Source organism: Actinoalloteichus spitiensis RMV-1378 (assembly GCF_000239155.1).
In the GTDB taxonomy this organism is placed as follows: Bacteria; Actinomycetota; Actinomycetes; order Mycobacteriales; family Pseudonocardiaceae; genus Actinoalloteichus_B; species Actinoalloteichus_B spitiensis.
The window spans coordinates 1-14,947 of the sequence record NZ_AGVX02000476.1; the positions used below are offsets into that span (position 1 = coordinate 1).

12 protein-coding genes are annotated in these 14,947 nt (G+C 73.1%); 3 read left to right on the plus strand and 9 right to left on the minus strand.

Translation table 11 applies throughout. The features are described from left to right. The 9 genes from ftsW to mraZ form a co-directional block, all read right to left on the minus strand. Nucleotides 1-1,290 (minus strand): putative lipid II flippase FtsW (gene ftsW / locus ACTIDRAF_RS29940; RefSeq protein WP_016700412.1); only part of this gene is annotated, 1,290 nt, incomplete at its 3' end. Continuing rightward, nucleotides 1,287-2,792, minus strand: a complete 1,506-nt coding sequence (murD, locus tag ACTIDRAF_RS0219545; protein WP_016700413.1) for a UDP-N-acetylmuramoyl-L-alanine--D-glutamate ligase — start codon at nt 2,790-2,792, stop codon at nt 1,287-1,289. The genes murD and ftsW, both read right to left, overlap by 4 nt. A 46-nt stretch (nt 2,793-2,838) precedes the next feature. Further along, complete coding sequence (gene mraY / locus ACTIDRAF_RS0219550; RefSeq protein ID WP_016700414.1) at nt 2,839-3,912, minus strand: phospho-N-acetylmuramoyl-pentapeptide-transferase; 1,074 nt, start codon at nt 3,910-3,912, stop codon at nt 2,839-2,841. Next, nucleotides 3,909-5,432, minus strand: coding sequence for a UDP-N-acetylmuramoyl-tripeptide--D-alanyl-D-alanine ligase (locus ACTIDRAF_RS0219555; protein WP_016700415.1), 1,524 nt, complete (start codon nt 5,430-5,432; stop codon nt 3,909-3,911). Before ACTIDRAF_RS0219555 ends, mraY begins: the two co-directional genes overlap by 4 nt. After that, a complete protein-coding gene (locus ACTIDRAF_RS0219560; RefSeq protein ID WP_083886495.1) occupies nt 5,429-6,976 on the minus strand; it encodes a UDP-N-acetylmuramoyl-L-alanyl-D-glutamate--2,6-diaminopimelate ligase in 1,548 nt (515 codons plus the stop codon). Before ACTIDRAF_RS0219560 ends, ACTIDRAF_RS0219555 begins: the two co-directional genes overlap by 4 nt. Before the next feature lie 180 nt (nt 6,977-7,156). Then, nucleotides 7,157-9,022 (minus strand): peptidoglycan D,D-transpeptidase FtsI family protein, encoded by a 1,866-nt coding sequence (locus ACTIDRAF_RS0219565; protein WP_016700417.1) that lies wholly within the window; start codon nt 9,020-9,022, stop codon nt 7,157-7,159. After that, nucleotides 9,022-9,720: a cell division protein FtsL gene (gene ftsL, locus ACTIDRAF_RS32130; RefSeq protein ID WP_052168900.1), complete on the minus strand. Its 699-nt coding sequence runs from the start codon at nt 9,718-9,720 to the stop codon at nt 9,022-9,024. The genes ACTIDRAF_RS0219565 and ftsL overlap by 1 nt, the downstream gene beginning before the upstream one ends. Then, nucleotides 9,717-10,763, minus strand: a complete 1,047-nt coding sequence (gene rsmH / locus ACTIDRAF_RS0219575) for a 16S rRNA (cytosine(1402)-N(4))-methyltransferase RsmH (RefSeq protein WP_016700418.1) — start codon at nt 10,761-10,763, stop codon at nt 9,717-9,719. Before rsmH ends, ftsL begins: the two co-directional genes overlap by 4 nt. A gap of 211 nt (nt 10,764-10,974) precedes the next feature. Continuing rightward, a complete protein-coding gene (mraZ, locus tag ACTIDRAF_RS0219580) occupies nt 10,975-11,406 on the minus strand; it encodes a division/cell wall cluster transcriptional repressor MraZ (RefSeq protein WP_016700419.1) in 432 nt (143 codons plus the stop codon). Nucleotides 11,407-11,859: 453 nt separating this feature from the next. On the opposite strand from mraZ, the gene ACTIDRAF_RS29950 reads away from it, so the two are divergent. From ACTIDRAF_RS29950 to ACTIDRAF_RS0219595, 3 genes are all read left to right on the plus strand, one after another. Beyond that, complete coding sequence (locus ACTIDRAF_RS29950) at nt 11,860-12,939, plus strand: AAA family ATPase (protein ID WP_016700420.1); 1,080 nt, start codon at nt 11,860-11,862, stop codon at nt 12,937-12,939. A 104-nt stretch (nt 12,940-13,043) separates the two neighbouring features. Beyond that, the gene (locus ACTIDRAF_RS0219590; RefSeq protein WP_016700421.1) at nt 13,044-14,327 is read left to right on the plus strand and encodes a DUF58 domain-containing protein; all 1,284 of its coding nucleotides are present in this window, start codon (nt 13,044-13,046) and stop codon (nt 14,325-14,327) included. After that, a partial coding sequence (locus ACTIDRAF_RS0219595; RefSeq protein ID WP_026066292.1) for a TgpA N-terminal domain-containing protein occupies nt 14,327-14,947 on the plus strand: 621 nt, incomplete at its 3' end. The genes ACTIDRAF_RS0219590 and ACTIDRAF_RS0219595, both read left to right, overlap by 1 nt.

Here is a 14,947-nt window from a genome sequence, read left to right on the forward strand (position 1 = left end):
GACCGGCCGGCGGCGGCCGGCGGGGGGCCGGTAGGGATCGGGCAGGGGCAGGCGGAGCCACCGGCTCACCCGGGTGCTGCGCTGGGCCCGCAGGGCGGCGACGGCCTCCGGCTCGTGCCGAGCCAGGTTGGCCAGTATGCCGAACACGACCATGGTCGTCACCGCCGCACTGCCTCCCGAGGAGATCATCGGGAGGGGGAGCCCGGTCACGGGCAGGAGGCCCACGACATACCCCACGTTGATGGCGGCCTGTCCGACCAGCCACACCGTCAGGGAGCTGGCCACCAAGCGCATCCACGGGTCGGTGTTGCGGGCCGCGATGCGCAGGCCGACGTAGCCGAGGGTGCCGAACAGGCACAGCAGCAGCACCGCTCCGACGAACCCGAGTTCCTCGCCGACCACGGCGAAGATGAAGTCGTTGTGCACCATCGGCAGGTAGGACCACTTGGTGCTGCCCTGCCCGAGCCCCTGGCCGAAGAGCCCGCCGTCGGCCAACGCGTACAGCGCCTGGCGCGCCTGGTACCCGGCGCCGAGGTGGTCGTCACCGTCGCCGAGGAACGAGGTGATCCTCGCGAGCCGGTACCCCGCCGTGAGGGCCAACACGATCGCCCCGCTGACGAAGGCCAGCACCAGGATGGCGAACAGCCGCATCGACGCGCCGGCGAACCAGAGCAGCCCCATCAGCACGATGCCGAGCGTGACCGTGCTCCCGAGGTCGGGCTGGAGCATGACGAGGGCGAACATCACCAGCGCCACCGGCACCACCGGGACCAGGACGTGCCGCCACTGGCTGAGCATGGCGCGTTTGGTGGCCAGCACGTGGGCACCCCACAGGCCGAAGGCGACCTTGGCCGCCTCCACGGGTTGGAACCCGACGGGGCCGAGCCGGAACCAGCTCTGCGCCCCGCCGCCGGTGGAGCCGAGCGGGGTGAGCACCAGCACCAGCAGGACGACGCAGATGACGAGCAGCGGCAGGCTGATCTGCCGGATGAGCCGGGGCGGGGTCCGCAGGGCCAGGTAGAACAGCACCAGCCCGACGGCGACGTACCCGAGCTGGGAGAGGAAGATCCGGTACGGGGAACCGTAGGTCTGGATGGAGTCCTGCGCGGAGGCGGAGAGCACCATCACGAGGCCGAACGCCGTCAGGAGCCCGAAGACCGCCAGGACGAGGTGGAACGAGGTCAACGGTCGGGTCAGCCACGCGCTCCACAGGCTGCGGAGCAGCGCGAAGCCGCTGAGCCGGTCAATCGACCGGGTCGACTTCGCCCGTCCGCCGGTGGTGGTGCTCACCGCGCCCCTCGCCGCCCGGCTCCACCGCCCCCAGCGGCGGGTGCCCGCCCCGGCCGGACCGGGCCGCCGTCGGGTGCCCCACCGACGAGGGCCTCCACCGCCTCGACGAAGCGGTCACCCCGCTGCCGGTAGTCCGTGAACATGTCCATCGAGGCCGCCGCCGGCGCCAGCAGCACCACGGCCTCCTCGTCGCCGGCCAGTTCCCCGGCCACCGCCACCACCCGCGCCATCGCGCTATCGTCACCCGAAAGGACGGTGCGGACCGGGACCTCGGGCGCGTGTCGTGCCAGGGCCGCCGCGAAGACGTCGCGATCCGCTCCGAAGAGCACGACGCCGACCAGCCGGGACCGCGCCTCCCGGACCAGGTCGTCGACGGCCGCGCCCTTGAGCAGACCGCCGGCCAACCACACCACGCGGTCGTGCCCCCGGATCGAGGCCGCGGCCGCGTGGGGGTTGGTGGCCTTGGAGTCGTCGACGAAGGTCAGCCCGGCGGCCCTGGCCACCACCACCGAACGGTGGGCCCCGGGCTGGAACTCCCGCAGGCCGGCGCGCACGGCCGCCGGGGCGACGCCGTGTGCCCTGGCCAGCGCGGCCGCCACCAACGCGTCGGTGACACCGGGCGGTCCGGCGGGGTGAACGTCGTCGACCTCGGCCAGCACCAGGGTGCCGGGCTGACCGGCACCGTCCGGGTCCACCTCGGCGGCGTCCCCCTCGGTGCCGTCGCCGGCGAAGGCGCGGTCCACCAGGCGACCCCGCGACACCCCGAACTCGCCGGGCGCGGGTTCGCCCAGCCGTGCGGCGACGCGGCGGCGGGCGGGGGACTCGGCGAGCATCCTCGCGGCGAGCTCGTTGTCCACCCCGGCGATCGCGACGTCACCGGTGAGCAGCCGCGCCTTGGCCGCCATGTACGCGGCGAGCGACCCGTGCCAGTCGAGGTGGTCCTCGGCGATGTTGAGCACGGCACCCGCCGTGGGCCGCACGGAGGGCGACCAGTGCAGCTGGAAGCTGGACAGCTCGACGGCGAGGACCCGGTGGCCGGCCTGCACCGCGTCCACCACCGGCAGTCCCACGTTCCCGCAGGCGACGGCGTCGATGCCGGCGGCGCGCAGCATCGCCTCCAGCATGCCCACCGTGGTGGTCTTGCCGTTGGTGCCGGTCACCGCCAGCCAGGTCGCCGGGCCGTCCGGCCTGGCCTGGTCGATCCACCAGGCGAGCTCCACCTCGCCGACGACGTCGATCCCGGCGGCGGCCGCCGCCGTCAGCAGTGGGCTGTCCGGCCGCCACCCGGGGCTGGTGACGACCAGCTCCGTCCCCTCGGGTGGTCGGGTGGCGCCGGCCAGGGTGTCGACCCCGGGAAGGTCGAGCTCGGCCAGCCGCTGCTCCGACCCGTCCGCGACCGTCACCTCGGCCCCGGCCGCCACCAGCGCCCTGGCCGCCGACACCCCGGAGACACCGGCCCCGGTGACCAGCACGCGCCTCCCGGTGAGGGCGCTTGCGTCCACTGCCTCTCCCACTTCCTCGAACGTTCCCGGTCCCAGCTGCCCTCGGCTACGGGGTGAGACCGAACTCCACGGCCCAGTCGCTGTAGAACACGCCAAGCCCGAACAGGCAGGTCACCCCCGCCATCAACCAGAACCGGATGATGACGGTCGTCTCCGCCCATCCCCCCAGTTCGAAGTGGTGGTGGAACGGAGCCATTCGGAAGATCCGTTTCTTCGTCGTCCGGAAGACCAGCACCTGGAGGCTGACGGAGGCGGCCTCGACGACGAACACACCACCGATGATGACCATGAGGAGCTCGGTCTTGGTGGTGATGGACAGGCCGGCGAGCAGACCGCCGAGGGCCAGCGAGCCGGTGTCACCCATGAAGATCTTCGCGGGCGCGGCGTTCCACCACAGGAAGCCGATGCAGCCCGCCATCGCGGCGGCGGCGAGGATCGAGAGGTCCAGCGGGTCGCGGACGGCGTAGCAGCCCGCGGTGTCCCGCAGCCCGCAGTCGTAGCGGAACTGCCAGAAGGTGATCAGCACGTAGCTGGCCAGCACCATCGCGGCCGTGCCACCCGCGAGGCCGTCGAGGCCGTCGGTGAGGTTCACCGCGTTGGACCAGGCCATGACCGCCAGGTTGCAGAACACGATGAACCCGACGACACCGAAGGAGACGGCGGCGAAGTCCCGCAGGAACGACAGGTGGGTCGAGGCCGGGGTCAACCCGTCCGAATTGGGGAAGTTGACGGCCAGCACGGCGAAGGAGATGGCCGCGACGAACTGCCCGACCAGCTTCGCCGTCTTGTTCAGACCGAGGTTGCGCTGCTTGCGGATCTTGAGGAAGTCGTCGAGGAACCCGACGAGACCGAGGACCGAAGTGAGCAGCAGGACTATCAGGCCGGATGCGGTGGGTCCGTCGCCCACCGTGAGGTGGGTGACGAAGTACCCGGCCCAGATCGCCACGAGGATCGCGACGCCACCCATGGTGGGGGTGCCGCGTTTGGCCTGGTGGCTCTGCGGGCCCTCCTCCCGGATCTCCTGGCCGAAGCCCTGCTTCGAGAACAGCCGGATCAGGTAGGGGGTGAGCAGGATGGAGACGGCCAGCGCGACGGCGGCCGCGATGAGGATCGCTCTCACGCGACACCTCCCGCGGCGTCGGTGCGCTCACCGGCCAGCAGGCTCTCGGCGACCCGCCACAGCTCGGCGACCTTCGACGCCTTCACCAGGACCACGTCCCCCGGCCGCAGCTCCTCCTCCAGGAGCCGCGCCGCCGATCCGACGTCGGGCACCAGTACCGCCTCCTCGCCCCAGGAACCTTCCAGGCACGCGCCCTGGTACATGGGGCGGGCCTCCTCACCGACTACAACAAGGCGGCTGATGTCCAGCCGCACCGCCAACCGGCCGATCTCGTCGTGCGCGGTGGCGGAGTCCTCGCCCAGCTCGCCCATCAGCCCCAGCACGGCCCAGCTGCGCCGCCGACCGGCGGGGGCGTCCCGAGCCATCGTGGCCAGTGTCTTCAGCGCCGCCCGCACCGACTCCGGGTTGGCGTTGTAGGAGTCGTTGACCACGGTCACCCCGTCGGCACGGTCGGTGACCTCCATCCGCCTCGGCGACCGGCGGACCGCCGAGGACAACGAGGCGGCCACGTCCGCGACGTCCGCTCCGCACTCGAGGGCGACGGCCGCCGCCGCCAGCGCGTTGCCGACGTGGTGCGCGCCGTGCAGCCCGAGGCGCACCGGCGCCTCCCCCTGCGGTGCCACCAGCCGGAAGCTGGCCCTGGCCTGCTCGTCGAGGACCACGTCCTCCGCTCGGACGTCGGCGGAGGGCGCGAGCCCGACCCGGACGACCCGCGCGGCGGTCCGCTCCGCCATCGCGGCCACGAGGGGGTCGTCGGCGTTGAGCACGGCGACACCGCCGTCGGCAGCGGGGGGCAGGGCGGCGGGCAGTTCGCCCTTGGCCCTGGCCACCGCCTCCCGCGAGCCGAACTCGCCGAGGTGGGCGCTGCCCACGTTGAGCACGACCCCGATCCGGGGCGGGGCGGCCTCGCACAGGGCCGCGATGTGCCCCTCGCCTCGGGCCGACAGCTCCAGGACGAGGTGCCGGGTGTCCTCGTCGGCGCGCAGCACGGTCCAGGGGTGGCCGATCTCGTTGTTGAAGGAGCCAGGTGGCGCGACGGTCGGGCCCAGCGGCCGCAGGACCTGCGCCACGAGGTCCTTGGTGGAGGTCTTGCCGGAGGACCCGGTGATCCCCACCACCGTCAGGTCCCCGTCGGGGCGGCCGGGCGCGGTCAACCGGTTGGTGACGTCCCTGGCCAGGGCGGCCAGCGCGGCGAGGACCGCGGCGCCCTCCCCCGCGACGTCGGCGGCCAGCACCATGGGGTTGCCGCTCGGACCGGAACCGGCGGCGACCGGCGGGACGATGACGGCGGGGGCGTCGACCTCGTGGGCGGCCAGCACGGCCACCGCTCCCTGGCCCACCGCGCGCGCGGCGAAGTCGTGGCCGTCGACCCGCTCCCCGGGCAGCGCCACGAACAGGCCGCCCGGCCCGACCTTCCTGGAGTCGAACTCCACCGATCCGGTCACCTCGACCGAACCATCGCAGCCGTGCAGCCGTCCACCGACGGCCCTGGCGATCTCAGCCAGGCTGAGCCTGATCACCGTGCCTCCTCAACAGCGCGGGCCTCGATGGCCTCCGCGAGAACTTCCCGGTCGGAGAACGGGTGGACGACGCCGGCGACGTCCTGCCCGGTCTCGTGGCCCTTGCCGGCCACGACCAGCACGTCACCGGGGGCGGCGCGCCTCACCGCCTCGACGATGGCGTCGCGGCGGTCGCCGATCTCCACGACGTCCCCGCGCTGCACGTCGGGGACCTCGTAGGCGCCACGCAGCATCTCCGCGCGGATGGAGGCCGGGTCCTCGCTGCGCGGGTTGTCGTCGGTGATGATGAGCAGGTCGCTGCCCCGCGCGGCGGTCTCTCCCATGGCCGGGCGCTTGCCGGTGTCCCGGTCCCCGCCGCACCCCAGGACGGTGATCACCCGGCCCCGGGTCTGGGCGCGGACGGCGTCGAGCATCGCGGCCACCGCCGCCGGCTTGTGGGAGTAGTCGACCATGGCGACGAAGGGCTGGCCGAGGGCGACGCGTTCCATCCGGCCGGGCACGTCGACGGCGGCGAGCCCGCGTTCGATGGCGTCGACGGGTACCCCGGCCTCGTGGAGGCACGCTGCGGCGACCAGCGCGTTGGCGATGTTGAAGGCGCCGGGGAGCCGGAGCCACACCCTGGCGACGATCCCCTCCGGGCCGACTGCCTCGAACCGCTGCTCCCCGGTGGGCATCGCCTCCACGTCGCGTGCCGTCCAGGTGGCCGCTCCGCCGCCGGTCGACACGGTCACGGTGCCGTCGCGGACCAGGCGGGCGCCCCACGGACCGTCCACGCAGACGACCTCGCGGCGGGCCCTGCCGTCGAACAGCTTCGCCTTGGCGGCGAAGTAGTGCTCGAGGTCGGGGTGGAAGTCGAGGTGGTCCTGGGAGAGGTTCGTGAACGCGCCCACGGCGAAGCGGGTACCGGCGACCCGGCCGAGGCTGAGTGCGTGGCTGGAGACCTCCATCGACACCGATCGGACGCCGCGTTCGACCATCACGGCGAACAGCGCCTGGAGGTCGGGGGCCTCCGGTGTGGTGAAGGCGCTGCCGAGCCGCTCCCCGGCGACACGGGTTTCGACGGTGCCCACCAGGCCGGTCGTCTGCCCGGCCGCCCGCAGACCGGCGTCGAGCAGGTAGGTCGTGGTGGTCTTCCCGGCCGTGCCGGTGACGCCGATCACCTGGAGGGAGTGGGAGGGGTCGCCGTAGATGCTGGCGGCGAGCGGCCCCAGCGCGGCCCGGGGATCGGGGTGCACCAGCACCGGAACGGGCTGGCCGGCGGCGGTCGCCCTGGCGGCGCCCTCCTCGTCGGTCAGGATGGCCACCGCGCCGGCGGCCACCGCCTGGCCGGCGAAGTCGGCGCCGTGCGCCCGGCCGCCGGGCAGCGCGGCGAAGAGGTCCCCGGGCCGCGCCTGTTGGGCGCGCAGGGTGGCACCGGTGACGACCGCGGCGGCGGTGTCCGTTGTGGACGGTGTACCCGTCTCGGCCAGTGGGCGGGCCGCCACCAGACTGGCGAGCTCGGCAACTGACCTCGGCTCTACTCGGTGTGGTCGCAACGAGGCCATGGCTGCTTTCGGATTGGAGAGGACGGACACGGGCGAAAGGCTACCGACGGGCCACCGGCCCCTTGACACACGGCTCCTCTCCTGGATCTTCCCGCCAGATGGCAGGATCCGCCCGTCGAGACCGGAACCCCAGGGGTGGGTCACCGGGTCGGCCGGGCATGGGCGCGCCGTCGCCGGGGTTCAGCGCAGCGTCAGCTCGACCACGGGGCTGGACTCCTCCGACAGGGGGATCTCGTACCGCTGGGTCAGGTAGGAGGCGATCTCCCGGAACAGCGCCGCGGAGGAACTGCTGTGCTCGGTGCCCAACCGGTTCAGCATGACCGCCACCACGAACTGGGGGTCCTCGGCGGGCACCATGCCCGCGAAGGTGATCCAGTGGTCCTGCCGGCTGTAGCAGCCGCACTCGGGGTCGATCTGCTGCGCCGTCCCCGTCTTGCCCGCGATCTGGTAGCCGGGCAGCGCCGCCGCGGTGCCGGTACCCCGTTGCCCCGGGGCGTCCTGGACCACCGCCCGCAGCATGTCGCGGACGGTCCGAGCCGTCTCCGGGCTGACCACCCGGACCCCCTCCGGCCGGGGCCGGTCGATGCGGTCGCCCTCCGGGGAGATCTCCGCCTGGATGATCCTCGGCGGCACCCGGACCCCGTCGTTGGCGATCGCCTGGTACATGCCCGCCATCTGCAGGACGGTGACGCTGAGCCCCTGGCCGATGGGCAGGTTGCCGAAGGTACTGCCGGACCACTGGCCGAGTGGGGGAACGTAACCGGCGCTCTCCCCCGGAAGACCCACTCCGGTACGCTCACCAAGACCGAAGCGGCCGAGCATCTCGGCGAACCGTTCCCGGCCGAGCTGGTCGGCCACCATCAGGGTTCCGACGTTGGAGGAACGCGCCAGCACCCCGGTCAGGGTCATCCGCTCGACGTTGTGCGACCACGCGTCCCTGATCACGCGGTCGGCGACCTGGATGCTCCCCGGCACGTCGAGCACGCTGTCCGGGCGCAGGTGGCCATCCTCGATGGCCCCGGCGGCGGCCACCACCTTGGCGACCGACCCGGGTTCGAAGGCGTGGGTGACCGCCGGGTTGCCCATCTCCTCCCGGGTGGCGCCGCTGGTGTCGTTGGGGTCGAAGCTGACGTCGTTGGCCAGGGCGTAGACCTCGGCGGTCCTGGCGTCCAGGACGACGGCGCTGCCGCTCTCCGCTCCGGTCTCGGCGACGTAGGAGGCGAGTTCGTCCTGCAACACGTACTGGAGGTCGGAGTCGAGGGTGAGCGCCAGGCTGGAGCCGGGGGTGGCCTCCTCGATGACGCGGGTCGACCCGGGGATGGTGATGTTCCTGGCCCGGTCGAGGCTGAGGATGCGTTCCCCGTCGCGACCGGCGAGCAGGGTGTTCTCCGAGTTCTCCAGGTGCGCCATGCCCAGCACCCTCGGTTCGTCCTGGTCGAGGCGCCAGTTGGCGAAGCCCAGGATGTTGGAGGCCAGGTGGCCGCCCGGGTAGGTCCTGGTCGCCCGGTACTCGGTGGCGATCTCCGGGTACTCGGCGGTGATCTCGTCGGCCTTGCTCGGCTCGATGGGCTTGCTGGTGAGGTAGGTGAACCTGGCGTCCCGGAACAGGGCCTCCCGCAGGGTCTCCTCGTCGACGGCGTCCCCGAGCACCTCCTTGATGAAGGAGGCCATGTTCCGCTTGTACTCGGCGGGGTCCTCCCCCAGTTCCTCGCGGTCGCTCTCGATCTGGTTCGGGCTCGCGGTGAGCATCCGCGCCTCCCCGCTGAGCGCCAGCGGGTTGCCCTCCCTGTCGTAGATGGCGCCACGCTCGGCGTGGATGCGCTGGGAGACCTCCCGTTGCCGCAACGACTGCTCGGACAGGGCGGCGGCCTCGACGGTCTGCACCTGGACGAGCTTGACGCCGGCGGCGAGCAGTGCGACGGCGAGTCCCAGGCGAGCGATCCGCAGCCGGAGGCTGTGCTGCCGTGCGTCGAAGGGTCCACGCGGCCGGGAGGACCGGAGCTGCCCCGAGCTCCGGGTGGGGCGACGGCGGGTGCTGGAGGGCATCAGTCCTCGCCTCCTTCCCGCGCCTGGTCCCCGGCGGCGTCGAGGACGTGGCTGCCGGGGTCCTCCCCCGAGGTGTCCGGGGACGGCTCGTCCTCGTCGGAGGTCGGGCCGTCGGTGCCACCGGAGGACGCGTCATCCCCCTCCGCGGCCCGGTCGTCGTCGCCGTCCCGTTCCTCGCCGGTCGTGGTGTCCTCGTCGGTCCCCCCGCTGCCACCGGCCACCGCGACGGGCGCCTCCACGGGGGTCGGGGTGCCGACGACCCGCACGGAGTCGTCCGGGCCGACGACGAGACGGGCCGGGTCCCGCGCCGCGACCAGGCCGAGCTGTTGGGCGCGTTCGGCGAGCGCGGGCGCGGCCTCCTGCCGGGCGATGTCCTGGCGCATCGCCGCCGTCTCCTCGGTCAGGGAGTCCACGTCGGACTGCAACTGTTCGAGGTAGTAGGCGTCGTCACCCGCGGCGGTCGACAACCAGAGGGTGGCGACGAGGCCCGTGCTGAGCAGGGCCATCACCAGGAGCACGAAGGGAGCCTTGGTCGCCTTGCTCCCCGAGCTCGCCAACAGCCCACCCAGCCCGCTCCGGCGGCGCCGCCGTGGACTCGGAGCGTCCCGGCGCGGGGGTTCGCTCCGCGCACCCGCCTGGCGGACGGGCGTTCCGATGGTCCGCTCACGGCGACCCCGGGTGGGCGTGCGGGTGGTCATGGCTGTGCCTCCCTGGGTTTCCGGATCCGTTCGGCGGCCCGCAGGCGGACCGAGGCCGCCCTCGGGTTCTCCTGGATCTCGTCCTCACCGGCCTGTTCGGCGCCCCTGACCAGCAGGCGCAGCTCCGGTTCGTGTCCAGGAAGTTCGACCGGCAGCCCGGCCGGCGTGCTCGACTCGGTGCGCGGCGCCAGCGCCCGCTTGACGATCCGGTCCTCCAGGGAGTGGTAGGACAGCACGACGAGGCGACCCGACACCGCGAGGCTGTCCACGGCGGCGGGGATCGCCCCGCGCAGGACGTCGAGCTCGGCGTTGACCTCGATGCGCAGGGCCTGGAAGGTGCGTTTCGCGGGGTGCCCGCCGCTGCGGCGGGCCGGCGCTGGTACCACGTCGTAGAGCAGCTGGACCAGTCGCCCGCTGGTCGTGAAGGGTTCCTTGGCCCGTTCCCTGACGATGGCGGCGGCGATGCGGCTGGCGAACCGCTCCTCGCCGTACTCGCGCAGGATCCGGGCGAGGTCCTTGGTGGGGTAGTCGTTCAGGACGTCCGCCGCGCTGGGACCGGTGCCCTGGTTCATCCGCATGTCCAACGGCGCGTCCTGGGCGTAGGCGAAGCCGCGGTCACGGGCGTCGAGTTGCAGGGAGGAGACCCCGAGGTCGAACAGCACGCCCTGCACCAGGGGCGTCCCCAGGTCGGCCAGGACGTCGGGGAGTTCGTCGTAGACCGCGTGCACGGGCCTGATCCGGTCGCCGAAGGGGCGGAGGCGGTTTCCCGCGAGTTCCAGCGCCTGCGGGTCGCGGTCGAGACCGACCACGGTGAGCTGGGGGAAGGCGGTGAGCAGCGCCTCGGCGTGCCCCCCGAGCCCGAGGGTGGCGTCGACCACCACCGGCCGCTCGGCGGTCAGGGCCGGTGCGAGGAGTTCACGCACCCTGTCGAGCATGACGGGAACGTGGCTGTACCCCCCGCCGGAACGCCGTTCCGCCGTCGTCCCGTCGTCCCCCACGCGGGCGTCGGCACCGCCGGGGACGGCCGTTGGCTCGTCGCCCATGGCCTCCTCCTTCGTCGTCGGCGCCCCATCATCCGGATCATCGCTCCCGGCTCACCGCCGGGTCCGGAAAACGGAGGAATCGGGTGCGGTCAGGTCCCCGCCCGCCCGAGTGCCCTGGCACCGGGGAAGGTGTGCCAGGGCCGTCAGCCGAGCGGACCGAGGCCTCACCGCACCCGATTCCCAGCTCTGCTCGAACCTGCCCGGTCCGTCTTCAGAAGATCCCGGGCAGGACCTCCTCCCTCGCCTGGGCGTAGGAGTCCTCGTGCTGGTCGAGGTAGGTCTGCCACGCCTCCGCGTCCCAGATCTCCAGTCGGGTGATCGCGCCGATCACGACGCAGTCCTTCCGGAGGTTCGCGTAGCGGCGCAGCTCCGGGACGACGGTGACGCGGCCCTGCCCGTCGGGTTTCTGTTCGTCGGTGCCGGCGAAGAGGTAGCGCTGGTAGGCGCGGACGGACTCGTTCGTCAGCGGCGCCTGCGCGACGCGGCGCGCCATCTCCTCGAACTCGGCGCGGGGGAAGACGTACAGGCAGTGATCCTGGCCCTTGGTGACCATCAGACCCTCCGCGAGCGCGTCCCGGTACTTGGCCGGCAGCGTCAGCCTGCCCTTGTCGTCGAGCTTGGGACTGTGCGTGCCGAGGAACACCCCGCACCACCTCCCCGCCCGGCTCGGGTGGAACCGGCCGTGGGGTCCCCGTCGCCCCACCGCGCGCCACATTACCCCACCACGGCCCACCGTCAACGCGGATCGGGACGGGACGAGCCCGGATCGTGGTCCGTTTCCGCTGGTAGGACGAGTGACGCGCGGTGGGGGGTCGTGGGGGGCCGCTCGCGTGTCGGCCACCGCGCGCGGCGTCGGCGCCCGCGCCGACAACCCGGCAGATGGTCGGTTCCGCCTCCGACCGGTACGCGGTGGGGAAGAATGGAGATCATCATCCCGGGCTGCCAGTGTTGGCTGCCGCCGCACTCGTCACGGGGCGACCCCGGCGACGTTTGACAGACTGCGTCCGACACCGCCTCATCCAGGGCGCCGGCGCGGGGTCCGGCCCCTCCCGAGGGAGCGGCGGTGTCGGGACGCCTGCGATGCACAGGAGGTCGTGTGACGCCGAGTACCGAGTCCGCAGCGCCGCCGAACGAGCGAGCGGCCCCGGCCGAGGACCGACACCGGAGCGGCACGCTCGGGTTGTCCGAGCTGCACGCGATCACCGGTCGGATCGCGGCGAACATGGAACGCGTCATCGTCGGCAAGCCCGAGGTGGTGCGGGTGGCGATGATCACCCTGCTCGCCGAGGGGCACCTCCTGGTGGAGGACGTGCCGGGGGTGGGCAAGACGTCGCTGGCGAAGGCGCTGGCGAAGTCGGTCGGTGGCACCGTGAGCCGGGTGCAGTTCACCCCGGACCTGCTGCCCAGCGACATCACGGGCGTGTCCATCTACAACCGGCAGAACAGCTCCTTCGAGTTCCGCGCCGGCCCCGTGTTCGCCAACGTCGTCGTCGGCGACGAGATCAACCGGGCCTCGCCCAAGACCCAGTCGGCGCTGTTGGAGTGCATGGAGGAGCGCCAGGTCACCGTCGACGGGCAGACCTACGCGTTGACGGCGCCGTTCATGGTGATCGCGACCCAGAACCCGGTGGAGATGGAGGGCACCTACGCCCTGCCGGAGGCCCAACGGGACCGCTTCACGTGCCGGGTGTCGATCGGCTACCCGGACCCGGCGGCCGAACTGGCGATGGTGGACGAGCACTCCGGGCACGACCCGCTCGCCGACCTCAGAGCGGTGTGCACGGCGGCGCAGGTGCGGGAGATGACGCACGCGGTGCGCGCGCTGCACATGTCCTCGGAGGTCCGCCGCTACGCCGTCGACCTGGTGGCGGCCACCCGCCGGACGCCCGACGTCCGGCTGGGTGCCTCCCCGAGGGCGACGCTGCACCTGGTCAGGGCCGCCCGCGCCCAGGCCGCGCTCGCGGGACGGGAGTACGTGATCCCCGACGACCTCCAGTCCGTCGCCGTGACCGTCCTGGCCCACCGGCTGGTCCTCGCGCCGGAGGCCCAGGCCGCCCGGCGCTCCCCCGCCGAGGTCGTGCACGGGCTGCTGCAACGGGTGCCCGTCCCGCAGGGGACCGGTTCGACGCAGCGGAGCGGTCAGTGGCCGGTCGAGCCGGCGCACCGCGCACGCTGAGACACCATTCCCGTGACCGATCGGCCGGACAGCCTCCGTCGCCTTCCGCGTCCCCCGGTTCCTCGACGACCAACAACCTCCGGCGACGACGAGAAGGCAGAAGATTGACAGCGCTCTCCGGACTGACGACCCGAGGCCGGTGCCTGTTCGCGGCCGGCACCGCGGCGGCCCTGTGTTCCGTCGTGCTCGACGAACGCGACCTGCTGCGGGTGGGCCTCTTCACCCTGCTGTTGCCGCTGCTGTCCGCTCTGGTGACACGCCGGTCGCGCACGCAGGTGAGCGTCGAGCGAGCCATCAACCCGGCCCGGGTCCAGGCCGGGGACGTCGCGCGGATGCGCCTCACCGTCCGGGGACGGGGAACGTTGGGCGGCGGGACGATGGTCCTCCAGGACTCCCTGCCCTACTCGCTCGGCGAGCGCCCCCGCTTCCTCGCTCCCCGACCGGTGCGGGGGCAGTGCGTCGTGTTGACCTACGAACTCCGTCCCACCCTGCGGGGCGTCCACACCGTGGGTCCGCTCGCGGCGAGGTTCACCGACGCCTTCGGCCTCGCCGAACACGACGAGGCGCTGGGCGAACAGCTGCGTTTCGTGGTGACCCCCCGGGTCGAGAAGCTCGCCGGGCACCCGGCCGGGGCGGCCACCGGGCGGGGCGAGGAGGGCATCGCCAGGGCGCGGTCGGGTCAGGGGCTGGACGACGTCGTCGTGCGCCCCTACCGGCACGGCGACGACATGCGCCGGGTGCACTGGCGCTCCACCGCGCGTCGGGACGAGCTGATGGTGCGGGTCGAGGAACGGCCCTGGGTAGGAGGGACGACGGTGCTGGTCGACGTGCGCAACGCCGCACACCGCGGCCCGGGGCCGACGTCGAGCCTGGAGTGGGCGGTGTCGTTCACCGCCAGTGTCTGCCTGCACCTCAGCAGCGCGGGCAAGGGCCTCCGGCTCCTGACCAACGAGGGGGTTCCGCTGCTCGCCGAGGACGTCCTCGGCGCCCGCAGCGATGCCGTCGTGCTCGACACCCTGGCCAGGCTGGCACCCTCCCGGCGGCGGGAACTGACGTTGGAGGCGGACCCCGCCGAGGGACGCGACCTGGTGGCGGTGCTGGGCATGCTGTCGGCGGACGAGGCGCACCGGCTCGCGGTCCGCCGGCCGTCGGGGAGCCGGACCAGCGCGGTCCTCCTCGACGTCCGGCAGTGGGCGGGTCTTGGCGACACGATGGCGCCCAGCCAGGAACCCGCGGCGCGCGTACTCCGCGCCGCCGGGTGGCGTGTCGTCACCCCGCTTCCCGGTGAGGAGATGGGCGCGGTGTGGGCGCGCTTGTGCGGGCGGGGCGCGGAAGGCCCACCGGCGACGACGGCTCCCCGCGCGGTCTGGCACGGAGGAGTCGGGTGATGACGGACGTGGAGGTGGACCGGACCGGCCAGGGGCGCCAGGTCCCGAACGCGGTCCTGTGCGGGTTGGCGATGCTCGGCGCCGCGAGCGCGGTCACCGGCATCGTCGACGGGGCCGGGCCGATCCTCCTGGTGGCGCTGGCGGTGTTCCCCGTCGGGGCCGCCGGCGTGGCGCTGCGTGCGCTGAGGCTGCCGGAGTGGGTCACCGTCATCACCCAGCTGTTCGTCCTGTGCTGCCTGGTGACCACCCTGTTCACCGGGAGCGGTGTCCTCGGCGTGCTGCCCGGGGCCGACGCGGCGCGCGAGGTGGTGGGGCTGCTGGGCGAATCCCTCGAACAGGTCAGGGTCGGGGTCCCCCCGGTGGAGGCGACCGCGCCCATCCTGTGCCTGCTCATGCTGAGCATCGGCGTGGTGGCCGTGGCGGCGGACCTGCTCGCGGTGGGGCTTCGCGCGCCGGCCGCCGCCGGTCTGCTGCTGCTGTCCGTGTTCGCCATCCCCGCGTCCCTGGCCAGGGAGATGCTGCCCTGGTGGACCTTCGCGGCCGGTGCGGTGGGGTTCGCCCTCCTGCTGGCGGTCGACGGTCGCCACCGGCAGCGCCACCTCGCGGGCTCCGCGACGGAC

What these genes read in the sequence shown, in the direction of transcription:
- ACTIDRAF_RS0219560 (WP_083886495.1), bottom strand. Translation starts at nt 6,976, where the DNA reads ATGGCCTCGTTGCGACCACACCGAGTAGAGCCGAGGTCAGTTGCCGAG.
- ACTIDRAF_RS0219565 (WP_016700417.1), bottom strand. Translation starts at nt 9,022, where the DNA reads ATGCCCTCCAGCACCCGCCGTCGCCCCACCCGGAGCTCGGGGCAGCTC.
- ftsL (WP_052168900.1), bottom strand. Translation starts at nt 9,720, where the DNA reads ATGACCACCCGCACGCCCACCCGGGGTCGCCGTGAGCGGACCATCGGA.
- rsmH (WP_016700418.1), bottom strand. Translation starts at nt 10,763, where the DNA reads ATGGGCGACGAGCCAACGGCCGTCCCCGGCGGTGCCGACGCCCGCGTG.